This window comes from Wolbachia endosymbiont (group A) of Cephus spinipes (assembly GCF_964026895.1).
Lineage (GTDB): Bacteria > Pseudomonadota > Alphaproteobacteria > Rickettsiales > Anaplasmataceae > Wolbachia > Wolbachia pipientis.
Genome location: NZ_OZ034713.1, coordinates 783,080 through 806,287 on the forward strand (window position 1 = coordinate 783,080; position 23,208 = coordinate 806,287).

Below are 23,208 nucleotides of genomic sequence, written 5' to 3' on the forward strand. Positions count from 1 at the left end.
AGTTTTTACGTAATGTCTACTATAAAAATCGAGAAGAAATCACAATTAGTTAAAGAGGTATTCGATTCCGTGGCAAGTCGCTACGACACCATGAATGATATAATGAGCCTCGGAATGCACAGATTATGGAAAGATAAGATGGTAAATAGTGTGCATTTTACAAAAAACTCTAAGGTTTTAGATGTTGCTGGAGGAACTGGAGATATAGCAATAAGAGTAGTAAGAAAAGAGCCAAGTGCTAAGGTTACAGTATGCGATATAAATCAAAACATGCTAAACAGAGGACGTGATAAAGCTATAAATTCAAACCAAATTAATTTTGATTGGGTATGTGCAAGTGCAGAAAGTTTACCATTTGAAGACTCCGAATTTGATTATTGCACAATAGCTTTTGGCATTCGAAACGTTTCTGACCGCAAGAAGGCTTTAAATGAGGCGCACAGGGTATTAAAACCACATGGAAAATTTATCTGCTTAGAATTTGCCCCTATGCACTATCAAAATGAGATATTTACCAAACTTTATGACTTATATTCATTTAAAGTAATTCCTAAAATTGGCAGCATAGTTGCTAAAGACAAGAGTTCTTATGAATATTTAGTGAGGAGCATTAGAGAGTTTCCAACTCAGGCTGATTTTAAAATGGAAATTGAAGAGGTAGGCTTTAAGAATGTTGAGTTTCATAATATGAGCTATGGAATAGTGGCATTACACATTGGAACAAAATGAATATTAAACTCTGGTATAGAACGCTGGATTACTATCTCATCCTTCCAGTGTTTTTTTTGCTCACTATAAGCTTCATTCTTGTTTATTCAGCAAGCCCTGTAATTGCGCAGCGTCTTTCTTTACCACAAGATTATTTTATACGGCGTCACACAATTTATATAGTCCTGTCACTAATTACCTTGGTGACATTTTCTTTTCTCAACACAAGAACTATACTTAACCTCTCGTTCGCAGGTTTCATTTTATTTACTATTCTAGTAGCAATTGCGATAATACTTGGTATAGAGGTAAAAGGTGCGAAACGATGGTTACATATTGTCAAAATTTCAGTTCAACCATCTGAGTTTGTAAGGCCATTTTTTTCTGTTGTTATAGCTAGTATCTTGGCCAGCGAAATGAAGTTTAAAATACACATATCAATCATAATATTTCTGTTAGTTTTTGTGTTGTTACTTTTGCAACCTGATTTCAGTATGTCTATGCTTTTAACATATTCTTTTATTGGTCAAATGTTTATTGCATGTATACCATTTTTATACTTTCTATGCATAATAGGAATGGCCACAACTGGAACTACAATAGCTTACTTATGCCTCCCACATATAAAGCAAAGGATTTACAATTTTGTCTTTTTTACGCAGCGCGATAACTTTCAAGTCACAAAATCATTAGAAGCATTCAAAAGAGGTCAATTAACTGGGGTTGGACCTGGTGAAGGTAGCGTAAAAGCCTCTCTTCCTGATTGTCATACAGATTTTGTGTTTTCTGTTTTAGCAGAAGAATTTGGTTTGATTACGTGCTTAGCCACATTGATGTTATTTGGCATCATTTCCGCCCGTTTGCTTTACGTTGCATATAGGGAAAATGAATTATTTAATCTGTTAGTGATTCTCGGTATCTCAATGCAATTCATCACACAATTCATAATAAACATAGGGGTAACATTGAGTGTTTTTCCAACCACCGGCATAACCCTGCCGTTACTTAGCTATGGTGGTTCTTCTCTTTTATCTTCGAGCATCGCACTTGGCATAATGCTGTCTTTTAGTAGAAATCAAGCTATTGCATTAAAGTTTCGTGAGCGTATTATGCTTGGAAGGTATATGGACTAAACTTGTACCGCTCACAACTATTATTGGTATCCCTCCAAAATGGGTATCTGTTCAGATGAGTGGCAAGAGATATTATGAAATCTGAAAGAGTTATGTGGAAATTTTTCAGAAAATATTCCACTGACATGCTGAACAACAAATACATCACTATGTCGTTTATCGCAAAAACTTATATTTTTCGTAACCATTCACACTTAATTCTGCAATTCTTTGATCTCACTCATAGAAAGACCAGTAGTTTGAGCTATAATATTAAAAGAAACACCTGCTTTAAGTAGATTCTTTGCGACTTCAATTTCCCTCTCTTTTCTACCTTCCTCTTTAGCAAGATCAAGTCTGTATTCAAGAATGGCTTCTTCTTTGCGCAGATCCATTATTCTTTCTTCATAAGCTATTAGATCTTTTTCATTCCAGTGAAACTTATCTAATTCATCATATGCTAGCTTTATTATTGGTGATTTTTCCGCAATTTTTCTGAGATCTTCGTCCGTTGTTTCATCTGCATATTTGAAAAAAAATAGCCAACGGTCTACTACACTTTCTAGTTGTTCTTCTCTACTCTTAGGAAATTTTGGCAGCTCTATGAAGATAAATTGAAAATCTTTTAAGTCATGCTCATTGGTTTTCTCATCTCTTATGGTATGGCTAGATATATAGTCAAGCTTATCAGGGAATAAGGTACAATTTGAAATCGCGATAAAGAAAATCTTCTTTAAATCAACGTATTTACCAGATTTATCAGCTTGTCTTGAGTAAGCCTTAGCAGCATAAAGTTGTGCACGTTTTTCAAAGCCTTTATCACGAGTGAGCTGCATCTCAATTATATACCTGTTCCCACTAGAATCCCTGCAAAGAACATCAACAATGCTTTGTTTATCAGAAGCAATTTCAGGGTCCATAATGGTGCTTAAGAATTCTACTTCTTGTATAGTGTTGACTTCAGTACATCCTAAAATATCGTTCAAAAAATGAATAAGAATATTCTTATTTCTCTCAGTACCAAATATTTTTTTAAATGTTAGGTCCAATTTTGGATCGAGAAATTTAGAAAGAGCCATAGTAAAAATACTGAGAAAAGATTAATAATTATACACTATTATTAACAACTATTCAACCATATTTTTAAGTATAGCTATACCGCTGCGGCGCTAACACGTAGCGGGATGACGAGCTTATCGTCATACCACCGCAAACCGTCATACCGCGATTCATTCACGGTATTTCTAGATCCCGCTAACACGTAGCGGAATGACGAATTACTATCTACACTGTCATACCGCGATTCATTCGCGGTATCTCTCAACATAGATCCCGCTAACACGTAGTGGGATGACGAGCTTATCGTCACGCCGCCACGAACCGTCATACCGCGATTCATTCGCGGTATCTCAGCCGCTAACAAGAGATCCCGCTAACACGTAGCGGGATGACGATTGTCGTTTAGCTATAAATATTAAGGAATTTACCAAACGAAAAAAAGGCAAAAGAAACCCTAGTCATTGTCTATTTTCAGTATTGGCGTTTTTTAAGTCTTAAACACTGCAATTTAGCTGCTTTTAATTGCAACTAACCTACGCTGCAAATGTTTAAGAAATTTACTAAGCAGAAAAAAAGACAAAGAATTCCCGAGTTAGCTAGTCTTTTACTATCTCTGTCGAGTATTGGCATTTTTTGATGTCTTGTAACGCTTTATAAGCGCGTTCAGCTTATTTAGATAAAAATCTAGATGTAGATGAAGTTTTGTAAAGACATACAGTATCTATATACTGCAAAAAATTGAACATAAGACGCCGATACATTAAGTAATCCTTACCTTTTAATCTGCAGATTGGCGAAAGCAAATACAATAGCTTCAGTTTCATGATAAGAGGGCTGGCGGAGTTTGTCAAGCAAGTTTTTTGTTTCTGCGAGCTACTACCCTTTCTTGGTGGACTAAAATCACAACAGCTGCAGAACCTAAATTGCTTCATACTACACCTTTTCCCTTTCCCCTGAAACTAGAATCTATATACTTAACTTTAGAAACTTTAAAATAAGATGCGATCTAATATTAGGCAGTTATTTTACTATATAAAGCCTAATCTATCTTATTTCATCATAGCTTTTATTGCAGTTTTATTTTCAGCCTTAATGATCCTCCTCTTTGGCAGAGGCTTAAGCAATATAATTGATTCTGGCACAGAGCACGATTTTACTACCAAACTATTAGTTGCAATACTTATAGTTTTAGCCATTTCTCTCACTGCATTTACTCGGTTATATTTCATTGGCATTGGCAGCGAGAAAGTTATCGCAAGAATCAGATATGACTTATATAGCAGTATCACTAACTTGCAACCAAGTTTCTTTGAGAACACAGGCGTACAAGATGTTATTTCAGCGTTAGTTACTGATACCTCTGTGCTGCAATCAATAATAAACAGCAGCTTACTAACCATATTACGAAATTTTGTGATTCTGATTGGTAGTGTTGCTATGTTATTGTATACAAATATACAACTAACTGCGTATGCAGCCGCAATAATACCTATACTACTCATTATCATGACCTCACTTGGAAAAAAAGTGCGTAGCTATGCACGCTTTGCCCAGGATAAATTAAGTGAGCTTGCGTCATTTAGTGAGGAAAATTTTAGATCTATAGTGACTATCAAATCGTTTGTACTCGAGGAAAACGAAAAAATCCGTTTTAAGGAACATTTAAACTCAGTATCAAAATCATACGTAAAATTAGTACTCTTGCGTGCTATTTTAGTAACTCTAGTTATCACGTGTGTGATAGGTTCACTAGTTGTTTTGCTCTTTTTTGGTATTAAAGAAGTCTTAAGCAATAATATAACTATTGGAAAACTCTCCTCATTTGTGTTTTATTCAGCGCTCGCAGCAGGAGCTATAAATAATTTGAGCGATAATATCAGTGATTTACAACGAGGTCTTGGAATAGTAGAGCGTTTATTTGAATTTAAAAATATGAAAAGCTCTATAGCAGATCCCGATGATCCTATAAAAATTTGTAGTGTTCAAAAGGGAATTTCGTTTAATGGCGTAACATTTTTTTATGAATCTCAGTCTGATAAGCCAGCGTTAAATAACGTATCATTTTCTATAGAGGCAGGTCAAGCAGTATCAATTGTTGGACCATCTGGCAGTGGTAAAAGCACCATTTTAAAGCTTCTGCTCCGTTTTCATGATCCAAACAAAGGTAGCATTACTATCGATGGGCACAATATTAAGTCAATTGCGCTAAATGACCTCAGATCGTTGTTTGGCTTAGTGCCACAAGATCACATGATATTTTCTTGCTCAATAATGGAAAATATACTATATGGCAAACCAGGTGCCGAATATGAGGAAGTGAAGCAAGCAGCCATCAGCGCTTATGCGATGGAATTTATTGATAAGCTGCCTGATAAATTTGATACATTTGTAGGAAAAAGAGGATTAAAACTTTCTGAAGGACAAAAACAACGTATTGTAATAGCAAGGGCCATACTCAACAATCCTCAGGTTTTAATACTGGATGAAGCAACCTCTGCCCTTGATTACAAAAGTGAGAACCTCGTGCAAAAAGCCTTGAGCAAGTTAATGCAAAACAGAACAACAATCGTAATTACACACAGGCTATCAACCGCACTCAAGACTGACAAGATTATAGTAATTAATCATGGAAAAGTAGAAGAAGTAGGAACTCATGACTCTCTAATAAGTAAAGACGGGCTGTATGCAAAACTGGCGAAGATACAGTAGGCATGAAATATTGTGTAAATTAAAAGAGAATTTAAGCTATATCGTTGTTGATTTAATGAGTATGCTAGATTTAAAATTAAAATTAAAATTATTAATTTTTTAATTTTATTATTTTATAATGGTTCCATAGTTATCCGGAAATTTCGTGACCTGTGGTTTCTTTCATTCACGTTATATTCATAGCTTGTTCTATCTTAATGTAATTCCAATTTTAACTGTATAGGAGGTCTCTATGTTAAAACATAACTATAGTGATAAAATCAATAATCGCTATTCATATACTAACAAATTTTCTTATAGTGATGAGGGTGTAGATGAGACGATCAAGGATAAAATCACAACTGAAGATCAGGTAGTAACTGATGATAAGGTAGTAACTGAGGATCAGGTTACGGGTCTAAGAGATCAGATCGAAAAAGAGAAAAAGGATGATGAATTTACCAGAGAAACACTTGAAGAGTGCAAAGACAGGGCTAAGAAGGCAGAAGATGGTGCTAAAAAGGCAGTAAAACGTGCAGAAGATGATGCTAAAAAGGCAATAAAACAAGCACATGGTGAAGCTAAAGAAGCAAAAGAACAGTTTGCGAAATGTGAAAAAGATGCTGAGAGGATAAAAGAAGACGCTGGAAAGGCAATCAATCAGGCAAAGAATGATGCTAAAGCAGAAGCTGCGGAAGCAGTAAAACAAGCACATGGTGAAGCTAAAGAAGCAAAAGAGCAGTTTGCGAAATGTGAAAAAGATGCTGAGAGGATAAAAGATGATGCTAAACAGGCAATAGAACGTGCAAAAGATGATGCTAAAGCAAAAGCTGCGGAAGCAGTAAAACAAGCACATGGTGAAGCTAAAGAAGCAAAAGAGCAGTTTGCGAAATGTGAAAAAGATGCTGAGAGGATAAAAGATGATGCTAAACAGGCAATAGAACGTGCAAAAGATGATGCTAAAGCAAAAGCCGATTTAGCAATAAAACAAGCTCAAGATGAGATTGAAAAAGTGAAAGCAGAAGCTAAACAGGCAAAAGCAGACGCTGGAAAAGCAAAAGAGGAGGCTGAAGGGATAAAAGAAGCATTTGTACAGTGTGAAAAGAAAGTTGAGAAAGCCAAAGAAGAAGTTGTAAAGTGTAAAATTGGAATGGCAAAGGCAGAGGTTGAGTGGTATAAAAAAGAAGCTGAAGAATGCAAAAAAGAGAAAGGAATTGGTACAGGCAAACCTGATACTGGTGAAAAAGGAGATGAAACTGGTACAAACAAACCTGATACTGATGAGAAAGAAGATGAAACTGGAAAAGCAAGTGTCATTACATCTCAAGAAATAACCTTAGATTGTTCCCAAGCTGAAAATTGTGGAGCATATGCTTCTTGGTATACAGCTTATAATAAGATAGGTCATCAAGGTTTTAATACATCTGATTTACTAAAGGAATTGTATCCTGAGATGTATAGTAATCCTAAAATTGCGACATATATAGAAAAGGGAATAGAGGGTTATTACGGTGTAGTAAATTTTAAATTTGCCTTTACAGAGCTTTTTGATTCAGCACACTATTTTAGTAATATGTCATGTAAAAAATGTATGGATAATCCACAAGAGATAGCCTGTCAAGACGATGAAATTAAGAGTTTCTGTTACCCTGCCGGTTATCATAATAATAAAGAATACAACAAAAGCTTTTTTATGAGAGAATCATGTCCTGATCTCATTAGAGAGTCCGATCGAACAATTGTTGCGAAAGCAAAACAAATTGCACCATTGATACTTGTTAACACATTAGGACAAATGATAGATAAAGAGGGCAATAACACTCAGATATTGTATAGTTCATTAAAGCCTTATCTAAAGGCTAATGGCAAAATAAAGGACTGTGGAGTTGACAAAAAGTGTGAAGATTTTGCTAAAATTATGAAGAAAGTTGCATGGGACAGTGATAAGGAAGTACTATTAAAAACTGTTTTTGATAGTACGGAAAAAACAAATCCTTACTATTATGATAATGAGGATAGTCTTGTTTCTGTTGATACTAATTTTATATAAGACTGAATGCTTTCTGGGCTTTTCAGCCCAGATGGCATTTTTGCAGAAAAATAGAGTGAGTAACCAGGATCGAACTGGCGACATTCAGCACTACAAACTAACGCTCTGCCAACTGAGCTACGGTTGCCAATAGGAACTCACAACTCTCTAATAAGTGAAGACGGGATGTATGCAAAACTGGCGAAGATACAGTGGAGTTGAAAAAAAATTTAAATCATACCGTTAGTTGATATGCTAGATTTATAATTTAAATTATTAAATTTTTAATTATTTTAATTTATAATAATCTCATAGTATTTTTTAAAGGATCATTATGGTTTATAATTATAGTCATTTACCAAAACTACCATGTACGGCTTTTAATTCGCCAGCATCAGTTTCACCAACACCAGTATCGAACTGTGCACAAGCTTGTGCACCTGCATACGCACCTTGTGCTACTAATTCGTGCCACAATCATTTTAACTCATATCATAATTATTATGACACATGTCATAATCCTTGTGATGAATTTGGGTTTCTTTGTTAGAAGATTGTTTTTAAACAACTCATAAACGCACGTCTAGCTATACGTGCTTCCAAGAGCACATGGGTGTTATTCAACCCATGTGTTTCATGTTTTGCTTGAGAAGATAAGCAATTGTTATTCACAGTAACCATATATTACAATTTATTTCAGCAACACGACTAATTTGACTACTGACAGCTTCTTCTTGGAATCTTATCATTATTCTACCATAGTAAAACTTTTAACTCTAATATCTGCTACATTAAAGTCGTATTTTGAAATGTACTGTAGGTTAAGGACTTTGTATATGCTAATTTTAGCCTTAAAATTATTAAATCATTAACTTTTTTATCCTATAATAATCTAATAGTTGCTTTTTAAAGGATTTTTATGACTTACAATTTTTCTTCGTATCCACGTATGGATTCATGTACTCCTGTGCGCACAGCTTGCATAACCATACGCGTCAAGTTAAGGAATGTAGAGAGCTTAAAGTAGATACCCTGGTCTTCCTATATCTGTCTTTCAAAGAAAACTTTGACCAGATTATAGTAAGCTTTTTTAGAAAAATTTTTAAATTATTGACAATATTGTTTAATATCAAAAAGAGCTCTCTAACCCGCCTTTTCAATTCAATAAATGCCTTTGTTAAACTGAGCTCCGTGTTCTTTTTTAGTTTTACACAGCCAATCATTCCGTGAAATACGAGAATAGCACATAATTTTGCGTATAGCTCGCACAATACTCTAAATGGATTTGTCTTTCCTTTTAGTTTATCAAGATTGATATGACTTTTATATAGTTTAAATAGTAATTCGATTTGCCATCTTACTCTATAAACCGTCAATATTTGTTCAGCATTAATTTTACTCTCTGGAACATTAGTTATAAATATTGACCAATCTAATAACTTTTGATTCTTTTGAGAAGATGTATATCCATGTGACTTTGCTAATTTATTAGCCTTTCTTCTTCTAGCCATAGACTGTTCTTCAGTTAGCTTTTGACATATAATTCTTACCTTAATTTTTACTTCCTTTCCTAATAATACTTCTTTTTCTGAAGATAATTGACCTTCCAAATACTCCAATAGCTCTATTTTTTGATTTGTTTCTATATCATATATATTGGTATCAGACTTATAACGACTAACAAAATATGCACCTGCTTCATCAATCTGTTTAAAAGAACTAGGCACAAAGTAGCCCAAGTCAAATATTAGCAAATCATTGGCTGATAAACCGTTCAGATAATCCCTATAACCTTGATCCGACCTTATTCCTTCCATAAAATTTAACTTATCTAGCGCTTGATTCAGGTAATCAAAGACTAACTGTAGCTTTATTCCTGATTTGGTATTATTCTCACAATCTCTATAGCTACTGCCATATCCTTTGTACATATCTTCCATGCTACTGGGCAGGCTAATGTAGCTGCTATCCAATAATTTAACGCTTCCAAATTGCTGTAAAATTTTGCAATCAATCTGTAGACTTTTTTTAAATAAACACAAAGCTTCGTTATACATTTTTTTCATGAACTCAACTGCTTCTTCACTAAACCTAAAATCTAAACCCTGTTTTGTAATTTCTATCGAGTCTTCATTTAGCAATTGGCACATTGTTTCTATGCTGCAATCATCAACTCCTATGTTACCAAAAACCATAGCTTTTATGAATGATGAGCCATTAAGTTTTCTCTTTCTTTTTATAAAACCTACTGCAATTGATATTTCGTCTGCTTTTTCATTAAAGAATTCATTGAGGTCTTTTGATAAGCAAGCTATTCTGTCCATTGTAAGTTCTCTCATTCATATATCCAAGAGAATTTATACCTTATTATTTTCCTTCACTCTATCAACTTTACTTACACTTTTCCTTAACTTGACGCGTATGGTTTATTTAACACTCCCGAATTTTTTGCAACTTCAATTTTACCTTTTTATATCCAATTTGGATGCATTCTCTACCTATGAGCTGTATGCCTGTAGCATTAAATTTTCCGTTGTCCAATCTTCTGCTCTTTTCCCACTTAGCAAATCTCATCTTTTCCTGTAAATAGTACTTTCTATAGGCTTTTATGGAACTACCACATTTATAGCGATCAGACAGTGCTTGTATAAAAGTTGAAAAATTAGCAAATCCTTATTACTATCACACCAATCTACTATTTCTTCGGATTTATGCGTTCTTTTGTATCGCCAAGTGTACTCTTTACATAATTCTCTTCCGAACCAATAAAAGTTCCCTTCTGATTGCCTAGCCCACAAAGAACAAGGATGATTGTTGTGAGTCAGTTTATATGGGACTTCTATATTCTGATTTATGATACTGACAAAAGGATTTGGATGCTGTTGAAAAAACATTACTCAATAATTGAGCAGTTTCTAATGGCATTTTTACTATATACATAACATTTGCGCCGCAATTGCTGGGTTTTCATCTAGTACAAAGATGTTCATCTAGACATCCAAAGATAAAATTAGCTTAAGTTTTTGATTTCGTCAGCTGTAAGACCAGTAGTTTGGGCTATAATATCAATAGAAACTCCTGCTTTAAGTAGGTTTTTTGCGACCTCAATTTTCTCTGCTTTTCTGCCTTTTTCATGTCCGATTTGGATGCCTTCGTCTCTAGCATCATCAAGTTTTTGAGCGAGGATGCCTTCTTCTTTCCGCAGATCCATTATCCTTTCTTCGTACGCTATCAGATCTTTCTCATTCCAGCGAAACTTGTCTAACTCATCGTATGCTAGCTTTATTATTGGCGATTTTTCTGCAATATCTTTTAGGTCTTCATCTGTAGTATCTTCTGCGTACTTGAAAAAAAAGCACCAGCGCTCTATTGTACTTTCTAGCTGCTCTACTTTGTTTTTTGCGAATTTAGGCAACTCAATAAATATAAAATAGAAATCTTTTAGATCATGCTCATTAGTGTCTTCATCTCGAATAGTATGCTTTGATTTGTACTCAGATTTATTAGGAAACAGTACACAATCTGCTATAGCAATGAAGATAATTTCCTTAAGGTTATGATACTGGTCACCTTTATCAGCTTGCCTTGAGTAAGCTTTAGCAGCATATAGCTGAGCACGTTTCTCAAAGCCCCTATCACGAGCGAGTTGCATCTCGATTACATATCTGAACCCACTAGAATCCTTGCAAAGGACTTCAACGATGCTTTGTTTATCAGAGGCGACTTCAGGATCCATGTAGGTGCTAAGAAACTCAACTTCTTGTATAGTATCTATCCCGGTAAATCCTAAGATATCATTGAGGAAGTGAATAAGAATGTTCTTATTTTTTTCGGTACCAAAGACCTTTTTGAAGGTTAAGTCTAATTTTGGATTGAGAAACTTAGAAAGAGCCATAGCGAGAGTACCTAAAAAGCATTAATAATTATACACAATTCTGAAGAAATATTCAACTTCTTTATTTTTAGTTTATTTTTTAAGTTTTGAATGTGTTGATGAAAAAAATGTCTTCCATAAATGATCTGAGAATAGCATTTCATACTCTAGACTCCTTTTGTACTCTTTTATCAACCATTCTGTAAAGTATCTTAAAAGGCCAGCAAATGGATGTCATGAATTTAGCAACTGTAATGGCCATCAAAGATACCCTTCAATAGCGTTTATTTTTCTCTCATATTAAATTCCTCCTCGGTTAAAATTTTAATACCCAGCTTTTTAGCCTTTTCGAGCTTTGACCCAGGTTTTTCGCCGACAACCAAGAAGTCCGTTTTAGGCGATACACTTGAATGACCTTACCCAGAAAAAGTGGAGAGAAAGTTTGGAATGTTTTTTACAAAAAGAATGATGCATCAAATTGTTCTGGAATGCAATAGTTAATAGTGACGTTGTTTGTTATAAAAAATTTCTATATATTCAAATATAGCAGTTTTGATATGCTGTTTAGAGTGCCGAGAGGTGTCTATTGGTAACTCCCTTTTTAGAGAACTGAAGAAGCTTTCCACAACAGAATTGTCGTAACAACAACCTTTATGACTCATCTATGTTTTTTATGGATAAGAGATATTGATAACCTTGCAAAGTATATTGTGAACCTTGATCACTATGTAATAGTAGATTTTTGGCAGGTTTACGCTTGTTAACGTCCATTAATAAAGAGTCCATAACCAATTGTTTATTTATTGAACTGCTCATTAACTACCATGCGTGAATATAGATCGATTATTGTTGCCAAATATAGCCATCCTTCTTTGGTTTTTATATAAGTAATCCCATACTTTATTTGGTTGATCGACAATAAAGTTTTGGTCTAATATATTGGGAGCTACTGTCCGTTTGTTGTTTCTTAATTTTAAATTTTCTTCTCAATATAGCCTGAATACCATTTTTCTGCATAATACTTTGCACTGTTTTTAAGTTGCAACTTTTACCCAAAGCCTTTAATTCAGCATGAATTTTAGGAGCTCCATATCTACATTTAGAAGCTTGATATATTTTTTGAATATCTGCTAATAACTCTTTATTTGCTGATTCTCTACTGCTTATTTTCCTTGTAGTCCACTTATAGTAGCCACTAGCAGAAAACCCTACATAATTCCTGCACTTTATAGTGTTTACTATGCTCTTTTATGAAAAAATATTTTACTCTTTTTGACTGGCCAGGGCTTTTTTTAAAATGTCTCTTTCTCTTGTTACTTTTGCTAACTCTTTCTGTAAATCAAATCTCTCTTTGTCATAAGGTGCTACATCTGGAAATGCATTTGCCGCTGACTTTTTTTCGTTATATTTCTTCATCCATTTTCCTAATACACTATCCCTTATTCCTAGATCTCTTGCTACTTTTGCAACTGGTTGACCTACCTTTCTTTGTTCATTTGCCAGCTTAACAGCTTCCAATTTGAATTCTGCCGTATATTCTCTTGCCATTTCTAATCCTCCAAAATTTTATTTTACCCGAAAAAACTCCTTTCTTTCTCTCCACTTTTTCTGGGTAAGGTCAAAGGCGGGCTCAGTAATGCTAGAAGTCAAACCAAAAAAAAGCAACAGCCGGCGAACTCACTCTATTTATAGTACAGATGAAGAGAATTGGATTTATATACCAGTGCCGAAAATAGTTGACAAAGATTGTGTATACTTATTACAATTGTTTGGGTACCAGAAGTTTTTACGGCAACAAAGTATGCACTAACTATAAGTAAGGAAGACTTTAAGCAGGCAATAAAAAAAATGAAGGAACGTTTAAAAGAGATTAAAGGAGAGAAGAAAAAGGTAAAAGGGAATACGGCAGAAAATGAATCTTATTACAAATAGCATAAAGGGCTTTTATTCTAGTGTTAAATCGGACCTAGATTGGCAAGCCAAACGTAGTCTTATTAGGACATTAGTAAAAGAAGTCAACATTGATCTTGATAAAGTAGATGTAGTATTTAAGATCAAAGAACTTGAAAACCCCGCCCAGAATGGACAAAATCAAAAGATGGTACATTGTCTAAGGGGTCTGGGCACTGGGATGACATCTTTTTTCTTGGTACAAATTACTCTTATGTCTCAATATTTGTACAGTTGTGTTATCGGCTGTTTGATGTTTACAACGCAGGAAGTTCATACGGTTGTAAGTCAAGCGGTAGGATGACAAGATTTTGCAAGGGTATTTTTTTTATAGGAGATTAACATGGAAATTTTTCTTGATAGCGTTGATTTAAATGAAATTAAAGGACTAAAGGAGTTCATTGACGGCATAACAACTAATCCTTCTTTAATAGCAAAGTCCGGGCGTAAAGATAAATACGAGGATTTAGTGCGTGAAATATGCTCTATTATAAAAGGGCCTGTTAGTGTTGAAGTTGTTGCAGATAGCCATGAAGAGATGATCACAGAAGGTCTGAATTTAGCAAAAATTGCTGATAATGTTGTGATCAAATTACCTCTTACACATGAAGGATTAATTTCTTGTAAAAAGTTATGGACAGAGCATAAAATACCTGTTAACATCACATTATGTTTTTCTCCTGGACAAGCACTGCTTGCCGCTAAGGTCGGTGCTTGTTTTATTTCCCCCTTTGTTGGTCGCCTTGATGATATAAGCTATGATGGCTTATCGCTAATAGAAGATATATGTACTATATATTCTAATTACGGTTTTGATACTAAAGTTCTTGTTGCATCAGTGAGAAGCCCAGCGCATGTAATAGAAGCTGCAAGGTTTGGTGCTGATTCAATTACTGTGCCAGCAAAAGTACTTAGACAATTAATTAATCACCCACTTACTGACCAAGGGCTAGCAATATTTGAAAAAGACTGGGGTGTAAAATAATAAACGGTTACAAATGAACATAAAAATTGGCGTATCCGTTCAGGCAATGGCGTCAACTTAAGAGCCTTCATTAGCAAACTCTCCTAAAGACATGATGGCGTTTGCTACCTTATTGCGGCTGCCCTGGTCGAATCTTAACTTTATAGCTAACCCAAGAAAGGTTTCCCTACATCATACCGCCGAGGCGCTAACGAGTAGCGGAATGACGAATTTGTTGTTTTTCAAATTGTAGGTAAACCTAAAGCTATAGAAAAAAAGAAGAACCAGTTTCTTAGTTTTTCATTGACATAATCCACTCCATATGCCATAATAAAATTTTATATCTTGGAGAAGGAAATGACATTAAGGTTAATACTACAAGAAGTCAACAGTAGTCCAGATCTGAGTAAGGAAAATTTAATTGATAGAATTAAAGATAAGCTGCAGCAGGAAAATCAACTTATATATGATGAGTGGAAAAAAAACGAATTTGATATAAATTACACGTTTATAGTGCTCAAGTGCAATTTATTACTTATAGCAGCTGAAAATGGCTATGAAAAAGTAGTAAGATACTTAACAAAAAACGGAGCTAATGTTAATGTACAAGATGAATGGGAAAAAACCTCCTTACATTATTCTGCTCAGCATGGGCATGCACAAGTAGTAGAAGTTTTGCTAGAAGAAGGAGCAGACGTTAATGCACAAAATGAAGATAAAGGGACTCCTTTGCATTATGCTGCTTATAGTGGTCATATAGAAGTAGTAAAACATCTTATAAAAAAAGAGGCAGATGTTAATGTAGTGGACAGATATGGAAGAAGTCCTTTACATTATGCTGCTGAGAATGGATACACACAAGTAGTAGAAGTTTTGCTAGAAGAGGGAGCAGACGTTAATGCACAAGATAAAGACGGAAGAACTCCTTTATATTATGCTGTTTATTACACTCATGGTGAACATCCAAGACTAAATTATCAACATCCAAAAGTAGCGAAACTTCTGCTAAATTATGGTGCAGATCCATCATTTATTCATAGACCTAAAGCTATAACAGCAGGAATTACTGTAGGTATATTAGCTGCCATTGTTGCTCCATTAGCACTCATTTATGCTACTGCATTACCTGCACTAGCAATAGTTGTAATTACTGTGGCATCTGCACTGATCGTTGGTGGAATTTCCTATGGGGTTGCATATAAGTCATCAGAGCATTCATTAAACAGTAAGCTAAGTGAGGTTAGCTGCAGTAATGTTGATGGAAATAAACAAACTGTACAACCATAATTATTAATTCACCACAGTAACCGCGCCGTGGCAGTGTTTGTACTTCTTTCCAGAATTACAAGGGCACTTGTCGTTTCTTGAGACTTTGGGAAGTCTGCTATTTCTAGCAGAATGTAACCTATTGCCTATCTCTTGGTTATCTGCCAACTTAAAGTGCGCTAGGCGGTGAATGGTGAGTTCCTTCCATTTTTCAAGCATTGACTCAAACATCAAGAAAGCTTCGCGTTTAAATTCATTCAGTGGATCTTTCTGCCCCATGGCACGTAGGCTTATGCTTTGTCTTAGGCTCTCTAGAACTGAAAGGTGTTCCCTCCATAAATGATCAAGTGTCATTATCATCATTTGCTTCACGATCGTATTCCACAAATCTGTAGTGTGCTGACTGTTGAAATATTTTTCTTTCTCAGTAAAAAATTCTTGTATCTTATCATTTATATAATCCAAAACTTCTTGTTTGTTTAAAAACTTTGCTAAATCTTCTTTATCAAGCGTTATTCCATACCTTGTATGGAATTCTTTGACTATATCTTCAATATAATCCTCATAATAGCCACTTTGGACTATACCTTCTATTACGCTCTCATTTACTTCGCTATATACTTCAAGTAAATCATTAATTTCGTTGCCTAAGATATTGTTTCTCTGCTTAAAAATAACTTTACGTTGGTTGTTGATTACGTCATCAAACTTAAGTAGAGATTTCCGCACGTCATAGTTTCTAGCTTCAACTTTCTTTTGTGCTTTTTCGAGTGCCTTATTGATCCATGGATGATGAATAGCTTCGTTATTCTTTAGCCCTACTTTTTGTAAAAAACTTCTCATTCTATCAGAGCCAAATATTCTCATTAGGTCATCTTCGAGCGATAAAAAGAACTTAGAAAGTCCAGGATCCCCCTGACGACCAGAACGGCCGCGTAATTGATCATCTATTCTCCTGCTTTCATGTCTTTCGGTTCCAACCACACATAAACCACCAGCTTTTATAGCAATTTCCTTATCTTTTTTTACTCTTTCAACTATTTCTTGGTATTTTTTTTCTCTTTCATCAGCATTTTTTATCTTCTTTAGCTCCACCTTTGCAATCATTTCAGCATTTCCACCAAGCTGAATATCAGTTCCACGTCCTGCCATGTTAGTTGCTATGGTGACACTGCCTGGCACTCCAGCTTGTGCTATTATGTACGCCTCTTGTTCATGATAACGAGCGTTTAATACGGAATGCTTAAGAGAATGGCTTTGCAAAAGCGCAGAAAGCTTCTCAGAGTTTTCGATGCTTACCGTGCCGACAAGGACCGGTTGAAGGCGTTTATGGCATTCTTCTATGAACTTTAACACAGCATTAAATTTTTCTTTTCCTGTGCCATAAATTTCATCATCAATATCAACTCTTTTTACAGATACATTGGTTGGAATTTTTACTACATTTAATCTGTATATATCACTAAACTCTTCTGCCTCTGTTGCTGCTGTTCCAGTCATTCCGGAAAGTTTATTGTACATACGAAAGTAATTCTGAAATGTGACCGATGCTAAAGTTTGGTTTTCATGCTGAATTTCAAGATTCTCCTTCGCTTCAAGTGCCTGATGAAGACCATCGGAATATCTCCTGCCCTCCATCATACGCCCAGTAAATTCATCAATAATCACTACCTTGCCATTCTTTACTATATAATCTTTATCAGCAGTAAACAGCTTATGTGCACGTAATGCTTGGTCTATATAATGAGTCATTATCATGCTGTCAGTATCATAGAGCGAGGAATTTTCAGGAATGAGATTGTATGACCTTAGTAGTTCCTCCACTCGTGAAATACCATCTTCAGTCAAGAATACCGTTCTACCTTTTTCATCTACTTCATAATCGGAGTCAACTAATTTGGTTACTATTTTATTGATATGCTTATATATCTGATTGTTTTCCTCAACCGGGCCAGAAATAATAAGCGGAGTGCGAGCTTCATCAATGAGTATTGAGTCCACTTCATCAACTATTCCGTAGTGAAAGCCTCTCTGAACCATGTCTTCTTGAGAAAATTTCATATTGTCTCGCAGGTAATCAAAGGCAAGCTCGTTATTTGTGGAATACACGATATCTGCACTGTAAGCCTCTTTCCTCTCTTCGTCTGTCAAGTTATTCGTAATAAACGCAACAGAAACCCCAAGAGAATTATATAATTTGCTCATCCACTCTGTGTCTCGTTTTGCAAGATAATCGTTAACAGTTACGACGTGCACGCCTTTCCCTTCTAAAGAATTAAGGTATGCAGCTAAAGTTGCAACGAGTGTCTTTCCCTCTCCTGTTTTCATTTCTGATATCATGCCATTGTGGAGCACCATTCCACCAATCAGTTGAACATCAAAGTGCCTCATGTTAAGAAATCTTCGAGAGGCTTCACGCACAACTGCAAATGCAGGTACGAGAAGATCATTTAACGTTTTCCCATTTTTCAATTCTCGATTGAATTCTTCAGTTTTACCAGCAAGCTCCTCATCAGATAAGCTCTGCATTTCTGTTTCTAATGCATTTATTTGCTGAACAATTTTCCTAAAGGATTTTATTATCTTCTTATTTGTTGACCCAAATATCTTTCTTATAAAAAAGAATGACAACGTAAAAATGAAAAATATAAGAATGGCTGTCAAAATTAGCGGAGAATCTAGCATAAACTTAAGTAAAGTCTTATTTAATATGAGATTATATTACTAAATGCAGCCTACAGCAATTACATATTAGATTTGGGGAGTCTTTATGCTTAAGACAGCAAACAAAATTGACCCTGTTCGGCACTGTTATTACAATGTTAAAGAATCTGTTGCATTATCTTAGGCACTTGGTGACTTTAATTTTTTATAGAAAGAAGTTATTCGTAGGTTTAGTAGGGTATGAATGTAGAAAACAAACAGTCTGAAGTACTTAGTAATCGTACATTTAAGAAGAGAGATGGCACATCAACAGGTGATCATGGTCGCAAGTATGAAGTAAAATTATTAATGCTGTATCTACTTCATGGGTTAAGTAGTAAAATTGACTTTTGGTTAGCATCAAACATAGAAGGTTTTGGAGCCTTTGATGATATTTTTTTTGAGTATAAAGATCAGAAGAACAAATCGAGAATTATCTTGGTTCAAGCTAAGCACTGCAATACACATCGCTCTTCGAAGAATATTACTTTTGAAGATTTGTTTATTGATGGAAATGATAGAAAGCAACAGAAAGAAGATTTCGGGTTAAACAAATATTTTGAATCTCATCCTGAGATTAAGCAAAACCCTGAGTGTAAGAACAGTGATATTACGCTTGTCATTCATACTAATGTCAATGTGAACCTAAAAAAAGGTACAGAGAAGCAAGGAAGCGTAGAAACATTAGAGAAGTATCTGGAAGAGTCAAAGTTAACAAATGATAACACTTTAAATATTTATGAAGGTCAAAAAGGAACGTGCTACAAAATAAAAAATCATACTGAACTGAAAAAATACTTCAGTTGTGGTAGTGACGATGAAATAGAAGATTTTTTACTTAGAATAAGGTTTGTAGTTGATCAACCTAATCATTCAAAATTAGATGATATTATTAAGAAAGAAATAGGGAATATATACAAAATATCAGGGGAAGAAGATATTGATACAGTTTTTGTCCGTGTATATGATAAGGTAGGGAAATGGTGGGCACAACAGGGTAGCAAAGTTTCTTATCTAACAAGAAAAGACGATTATTTTAGGGAAGTTATAGAACATCTTTATAGTCTCAAACCTAGAGAAGATCTATTTGAACGGTGGAACATTCCACCTAAAATAGCTAGTGGAAATTTCATTGAACGAGAATATCTCAATGAAGAAATAGTAAATCATCTAAAGACAAAAAATGAGCCAGTTATATTAACTGCTTTGTACGGGTTAGGTGGAGTAGGTAAAACACAGTCAGTGCTAGATTTTATTCAAAAACATGGGAAAGAATACAAGGCAATATGTTGGTTTAATGCAAAAGATGAAGATCAACTACTCAGTGAATATGTTAATTTAGGAAGAAAATTAAATATTATTCACGATGAAGACAACATTTCTATTGCACAGCGAGCTTATTATGTGAAAAACTGGCTAGAAGATTCTAAACGTGAAGGCTGGTTGTTGATTTATGATAATGTATCAAATTATGAAGTCATTTCTAAGCTCAGACCTACAAAAGGCGGCAAAATAATAGTTACGTCTCGTAATACTGAATGGCCACAAGGGAGTATAGGTGTAGACGTTTTTACTCCCCCAGAATCAGAATTATATGTTAAGAAAATTCTAGGCCAGGTTTCAGAAAGCGATAGGCCAAATATAGGTATATTGGCAGAAAAGTTAGGTAGATTACCTTTGGCATTAGCTCAGGCTTGCGCTTACATCAAAGAAAACAAAATGACTATCTCACGTTACTTAGAAATTTATGCAGAAAGGAAGCTTTATTTATTATCTCATAAAACACTACCTAAGGATTCTAACCATGAGCCTGTGTTTATTACTTGGGATATTACAATGGACGCAATTCGTAATGAGTCTAAACTAGCAAGCAAGTTGTTAGTAGCTTGTGCATATTTAGACAATGATATTCCTAAAGATTTGTTAAGAATATTTCCTGAGATTGTAGAGAACAATTCTGAAGAAAAACCTTTTGAAGAAGTATTAGGTATATTATTGAGATATTCGATGCTAGTGTCCAATGAGCAGAGTAGTAGTGTTTCTATTCACTGTTTAGTACAAGATGTAATTAGGCTAAAGTCAAAGGAAAGTGGAAAAATTAAAAAAGATATAAAAACCGTTTTTCAATTATTAAAAGAAAGCTTCCCTGACGACAGTGATAAATTAGAAGATTATGCTAAGAAGCGACAATTATTGCCGCACTTAGAAGCGTTTTTATCACATATAGATAATTGGCTAGCAAAAAATCCTTCAGAAAAACAAACAATAGAAAAGGATTATCTTGTGTATTTGTTAATATGGATGAACGATGGATACCATGACTTGGGTAATCCCAGAAGACAAAAGGAGCTGCTTGAACAGGCTTTATCTATCTTTAAGAAATATTATGGGCCTTATAATTTTCAAGTTGCTATAGCGCTGGCAAATCTAGGTATCGCTTATGGGGATCTGGGTAATCATAGGAGACAAAAGGAGTTACTTAAACAGGCTTTACCTATTCTTGAGAAACATTATGGCTCTGACCATTTCCAGGTTGCTATTATACTGACAAACCTAAGCAACGCTTATGGGGGTCTGGGTAACCCTCAGAAAGCAAAAGAGTTACTTGAACGGGCTCTAGCAATTCAAGAGGAACATTATGGGCCTGATCATTCCCAAGTTGCTGTTATATTGACAAACCTCGGTATCATTTATGGGAATTTAGGTAACTATGAAGAAAAAAAGGAGTTGCTTGAACGGGCTTTAGCAATTCAAGAGAAACATTATGAGCCTGATCATTCCCAAGTTGCTAGCACATTAGTAGGTCTAGGTACCTCTTATAGAGCTTTAGGTGATTCTCAGAAAGCAAAAGAGTTACTTGGACGGGCTTTAGCAATTCAAGAAAAACATTATGGCTCTGATCATTTTCAAATTGCCATTGCATTGATAAACCTCGGTATTGTTTACGGTACCTCAGGTGATCCTCAGAAACAAAGGGAGTTGCTTGAACAGGCTTTACCTATTCTTGAGAAACACTATGGCTCTGATCATTTTCAAGTTGCCATTGCACTGACAAATCTAGGTAATGCTTATGGGGATTCAGGTAATCCTAGTAGGCAAAAAGAGTTGCTTGAACAGGCTTTACCTATTCTTGAAGAATACTATGGTTCTGATCATTTTCAGGTTGCCATTGCATTGGCCAATCTAGGTGATGCCTATGGGAATTTAGGTAATTCTCGGAAAGCAAAAGAGTTGCTTGAACGGGCTTTAGCAATTCAAGAGAAACATTATGAGCCTGATCATTCCCAAGTTGCTAGCACATTAGTAGGTCTAGGTACCTCTTATAGAGCTTTAGGTGATTCTCAGAAAGCAAAAGAGTTACTTGGACGGGCTTTAGCAATTCAAGAAAAACATTATGGCTCTGATCATTTTCAAATTGCCATTGCATTGATAAACCTCGGTATTGTTTACGGTACCTCAGGTGATCCTCAGAAACAAAGGGAGTTGCTTGAACAGGCTTTACCTATTCTTGAGAAACACTATGGCTCTGATCATTTTCAAGTTGCCATTGCACTGACAAATCTAGGTAATGCTTATGGGGATTCAGGTAATCCTAGTAGGCAAAAAGAGTTGCTTGAACAGGCTTTACCTATTCTTGAAGAATACTATGGTTCTGATCATTTTCAGGTTGCCATTGCATTGGCCAATCTAGGTGATGCCTATGGGAATTTAGGTAATTCTCGGAAAGCAAAAGAGTTGCTTGAACGGGCTTTAGCAATTCAAGAAAAACATTATGGACCTGATCATTTCGAAGTTGCTAGAACATTAGTGAGCTTCGGTACCACTTATAGGACTTTAGGTGATCCTCAGAAACAAAGGGAGTTGCTTGAACAGGCTTTACCTATTCTTGAGAAACACTATGGCTCTGATCATTTTCAAGTTGCCATTGCACTGACAAATCTAGGTAATGCTTATGGGGATTCAGGTAATCCTAGTAGGCAAAAAGAGTTGCTTGAACAGGCTTTACCTATTCTTGAAGAATACTATGGTTCTGATCATTTTCAGGTTGCCATTGCATTGGCCAATCTAGGTGATGCCTATGGGAATTTAGGTAATTCTCGGAAAGCAAAAGAGTTGCTTGAACGGGCTTTAGCAATTCAAGAAAAACATTATGGACCTGATCATTTCGAAGTTGCTAGAACATTAGTGAGCTTCGGTACCACTTATAGGACTTTAGGTGATCCTCAGAAAGCAAAAGAGTTACTTGAACAGGCTTTAGCAATTCAAGAGAAACATTATGGCTCCGATCATTTCCAAGTTGCTATCACATTGACAAACCTAAGTAACGCTCATGGAGATTTAGGCAATCTTCAGAAAGCAAAAGAGTTGCTTGAACGGGCTTTAGCAATTCAAGAGAAACATTATGAGCCTAACCATTTTACAGTTGCTATAATACTAAAAAACCTAGGCGGAACTTATGGAGACTTAGGTGATTCTCAAAAAGCTAAAGAGTTGTTTGAACGGGCTTTACCTATTTTTGAGAAACATTACGGTCCTGATCATCTTGAAGTTGCTAAACTATTGGCAAACCTAAGTATTACCTATGGGGATTTAGGTAACCCTCAGAAAGCAAAGGAGTTGCTTGAGCAGGCCTCATTTATTCTTGAGAAGCATCATGTCCATGATTACTTCTAAAGTTGTTGAACTATGGGAAATTCTAGGCCCCGCTTATGGTGCTCTAGGTAACCATAAGAAACAAAAGGAGTTGTTTGCACGGGCTTCATCCATCTTTAAGAAACATTATGGCCCTGATCATCCGGAAGTTGCTAAACTGCTGGCAGAACTAGATGACATTTAGGTTTTTAGCAATACTGGA

18 protein-coding genes and 2 pseudogenes are annotated in these 23,208 nt (G+C 35.3%); 10 read left to right on the plus strand and 10 right to left on the minus strand.

Translation table 11 applies throughout. The features are described from left to right. The first annotated feature begins 12 nt into the window (after window positions 1–12). On the plus strand, window positions 13–729 hold the full coding sequence (ubiE, locus tag AAGD59_RS03715) for a bifunctional demethylmenaquinone methyltransferase/2-methoxy-6-polyprenyl-1,4-benzoquinol methylase UbiE (RefSeq protein WP_010962557.1): 717 nt from the start codon (window positions 13–15) through the stop codon (window positions 727–729). After that, window positions 726–1,841, plus strand: coding sequence for an FtsW/RodA/SpoVE family cell cycle protein (locus tag AAGD59_RS03720; RefSeq protein WP_015589075.1), 1,116 nt, complete (start codon window positions 726–728; stop codon window positions 1,839–1,841). The genes ubiE and AAGD59_RS03720 overlap by 4 nt, the downstream gene beginning before the upstream one ends. Before the next feature lie 194 nt (window positions 1,842–2,035). Here the strand turns inward: AAGD59_RS03720 and AAGD59_RS03725 are convergent, their stop codons facing one another. Then, a complete protein-coding gene (locus AAGD59_RS03725) occupies window positions 2,036–2,899 on the minus strand; it encodes an Rpn family recombination-promoting nuclease/putative transposase (RefSeq protein WP_015589074.1) in 864 nt (287 codons plus the stop codon). 979 nt (window positions 2,900–3,878) lie between these two features. Here AAGD59_RS03725 and AAGD59_RS03730 point away from each other — a divergent pair. Together AAGD59_RS03730 and AAGD59_RS03735 are read left to right on the plus strand one after the other, a co-directional pair. Then, entirely contained in the window at window positions 3,879–5,588 is a 1,710-nt protein-coding gene (locus tag AAGD59_RS03730) for an ABC transporter ATP-binding protein (RefSeq protein WP_015589073.1), read from the plus strand. A 232-nt stretch (window positions 5,589–5,820) separates the two neighbouring features. Continuing rightward, entirely contained in the window at window positions 5,821–7,617 is a 1,797-nt protein-coding gene (locus tag AAGD59_RS03735; RefSeq protein WP_265027792.1) for a hypothetical protein, read from the plus strand. 330 nt (window positions 7,618–7,947) lie between these two features. Here the strand turns inward: AAGD59_RS03735 and AAGD59_RS03740 are convergent, their stop codons facing one another. The 8 genes and pseudogenes from AAGD59_RS03740 to AAGD59_RS03770 form a co-directional block, all read right to left on the minus strand. Then, window positions 7,948–8,073 (minus strand): hypothetical protein, encoded by a 126-nt coding sequence (locus AAGD59_RS03740; protein WP_007549126.1) that lies wholly within the window; start codon window positions 8,071–8,073, stop codon window positions 7,948–7,950. Window positions 8,074–8,591: 518 nt separating this feature from the next. Then, on the minus strand, window positions 8,592–9,920 hold the full coding sequence (locus AAGD59_RS03745; protein ID WP_041573564.1) for an IS4-like element ISWosp9 family transposase: 1,329 nt from the start codon (window positions 9,918–9,920) through the stop codon (window positions 8,592–8,594). A 106-nt stretch (window positions 9,921–10,026) separates the two neighbouring features. Further along, window positions 10,027–10,586 (minus strand): annotated as a pseudogene (locus AAGD59_RS03750) (hypothetical protein). A 20-nt stretch (window positions 10,587–10,606) separates the two neighbouring features. Beyond that, a complete protein-coding gene (locus AAGD59_RS03755) occupies window positions 10,607–11,491 on the minus strand; it encodes an Rpn family recombination-promoting nuclease/putative transposase (protein ID WP_015589065.1) in 885 nt (294 codons plus the stop codon). A gap of 263 nt (window positions 11,492–11,754) precedes the next feature. Beyond that, window positions 11,755–11,868: pseudogene (locus AAGD59_RS03760) on the minus strand (BRCT domain-containing protein); the annotation flags it as partial. A 99-nt stretch (window positions 11,869–11,967) separates the two neighbouring features. Then, on the minus strand, window positions 11,968–12,132 hold the full coding sequence (locus AAGD59_RS03765; protein ID WP_081600772.1) for an IS3 family transposase: 165 nt from the start codon (window positions 12,130–12,132) through the stop codon (window positions 11,968–11,970). A gap of 238 nt (window positions 12,133–12,370) precedes the next feature. After that, the gene (locus AAGD59_RS06965) at window positions 12,371–12,712 is read right to left on the minus strand and encodes an IS3 family transposase (RefSeq protein ID WP_095866567.1); all 342 of its coding nucleotides are present in this window, start codon (window positions 12,710–12,712) and stop codon (window positions 12,371–12,373) included. A gap of 21 nt (window positions 12,713–12,733) precedes the next feature. Continuing rightward, on the minus strand, window positions 12,734–13,018 hold the full coding sequence (locus AAGD59_RS03770; RefSeq protein ID WP_038198869.1) for a transposase: 285 nt from the start codon (window positions 13,016–13,018) through the stop codon (window positions 12,734–12,736). Window positions 13,019–13,216: 198 nt separating this feature from the next. On the opposite strand from AAGD59_RS03770, the gene AAGD59_RS03775 reads away from it, so the two are divergent. From AAGD59_RS03775 to AAGD59_RS03790, 4 genes are all read left to right on the plus strand, one after another. After that, window positions 13,217–13,402 carry a hypothetical protein gene (locus AAGD59_RS03775; RefSeq protein ID WP_006280029.1) on the plus strand — a complete coding sequence of 62 codons (186 nt, stop codon included), beginning with the start codon at window positions 13,217–13,219 and terminating at the stop codon, window positions 13,400–13,402. Beyond that, complete coding sequence (locus AAGD59_RS03780; RefSeq protein ID WP_041573517.1) at window positions 13,383–13,724, plus strand: hypothetical protein; 342 nt, start codon at window positions 13,383–13,385, stop codon at window positions 13,722–13,724. The genes AAGD59_RS03775 and AAGD59_RS03780 overlap by 20 nt, the downstream gene beginning before the upstream one ends. Before the next feature lie 39 nt (window positions 13,725–13,763). Beyond that, window positions 13,764–14,405: a fructose-6-phosphate aldolase gene (gene fsa, locus AAGD59_RS03785; RefSeq protein WP_015589064.1), complete on the plus strand. Its 642-nt coding sequence runs from the start codon at window positions 13,764–13,766 to the stop codon at window positions 14,403–14,405. A gap of 336 nt (window positions 14,406–14,741) precedes the next feature. Beyond that, complete coding sequence (locus AAGD59_RS03790; protein ID WP_174516903.1) at window positions 14,742–15,671, plus strand: ankyrin repeat domain-containing protein; 930 nt, start codon at window positions 14,742–14,744, stop codon at window positions 15,669–15,671. 3 nt (window positions 15,672–15,674) lie between these two features. Here the strand turns inward: AAGD59_RS03790 and secA are convergent, their stop codons facing one another. After that, a complete protein-coding gene (secA, locus tag AAGD59_RS03795) occupies window positions 15,675–18,335 on the minus strand; it encodes a preprotein translocase subunit SecA (RefSeq protein WP_341812873.1) in 2,661 nt (886 codons plus the stop codon). Between the two features lie 219 nt (window positions 18,336–18,554). On the opposite strand from secA, the gene AAGD59_RS03800 reads away from it, so the two are divergent. Together AAGD59_RS03800 and AAGD59_RS03805 are read left to right on the plus strand one after the other, a co-directional pair. Beyond that, complete coding sequence (locus AAGD59_RS03800) at window positions 18,555–23,027, plus strand: tetratricopeptide repeat protein (protein ID WP_341812874.1); 4,473 nt, start codon at window positions 18,555–18,557, stop codon at window positions 23,025–23,027. Beyond that, entirely contained in the window at window positions 23,014–23,190 is a 177-nt protein-coding gene (locus tag AAGD59_RS03805; protein WP_141457140.1) for a tetratricopeptide repeat protein, read from the plus strand. The genes AAGD59_RS03800 and AAGD59_RS03805 overlap by 14 nt, the downstream gene beginning before the upstream one ends. The last annotated feature ends 18 nt before the right edge of the window (window positions 23,191–23,208 follow it).

Coding starts and splice junctions, on each gene's coding strand:
- AAGD59_RS03765 (WP_081600772.1), bottom strand. CDS start 12,132: ATGAGTCATAAAGGTTGTTGTTACGACAATTCTGTTGTGGAAAGCTTC.
- AAGD59_RS03790 (WP_174516903.1), top strand. CDS start 14,742: ATGACATTAAGGTTAATACTACAAGAAGTCAACAGTAGTCCAGATCTG.
- AAGD59_RS03755 (WP_015589065.1), bottom strand. CDS start 11,491: ATGGCTCTTTCTAAGTTTCTCAATCCAAAATTAGACTTAACCTTCAAA.
- AAGD59_RS03730 (WP_015589073.1), top strand. CDS start 3,879: ATGCGATCTAATATTAGGCAGTTATTTTACTATATAAAGCCTAATCTA.
- AAGD59_RS03770 (WP_038198869.1), bottom strand. CDS start 13,018: ATGGCAAGAGAATATACGGCAGAATTCAAATTGGAAGCTGTTAAGCTG.
- AAGD59_RS03725 (WP_015589074.1), bottom strand. CDS start 2,899: ATGGCTCTTTCTAAATTTCTCGATCCAAAATTGGACCTAACATTTAAA.
- AAGD59_RS03805 (WP_141457140.1), top strand. CDS start 23,014: ATGATTACTTCTAAAGTTGTTGAACTATGGGAAATTCTAGGCCCCGCT.
- secA (WP_341812873.1), bottom strand. CDS start 18,335: ATGCTAGATTCTCCGCTAATTTTGACAGCCATTCTTATATTTTTCATT.
- AAGD59_RS03745 (WP_041573564.1), bottom strand. CDS start 9,920: ATGGACAGAATAGCTTGCTTATCAAAAGACCTCAATGAATTCTTTAAT.
- AAGD59_RS03735 (WP_265027792.1), top strand. CDS start 5,821: ATGTTAAAACATAACTATAGTGATAAAATCAATAATCGCTATTCATAT.
- AAGD59_RS03780 (WP_041573517.1), top strand. CDS start 13,383: ATGAATCTTATTACAAATAGCATAAAGGGCTTTTATTCTAGTGTTAAA.
- AAGD59_RS03720 (WP_015589075.1), top strand. CDS start 726: ATGAATATTAAACTCTGGTATAGAACGCTGGATTACTATCTCATCCTT.
- ubiE (WP_010962557.1), top strand. CDS start 13: ATGTCTACTATAAAAATCGAGAAGAAATCACAATTAGTTAAAGAGGTA.
- AAGD59_RS03800 (WP_341812874.1), top strand. CDS start 18,555: ATGAATGTAGAAAACAAACAGTCTGAAGTACTTAGTAATCGTACATTT.
- fsa (WP_015589064.1), top strand. CDS start 13,764: ATGGAAATTTTTCTTGATAGCGTTGATTTAAATGAAATTAAAGGACTA.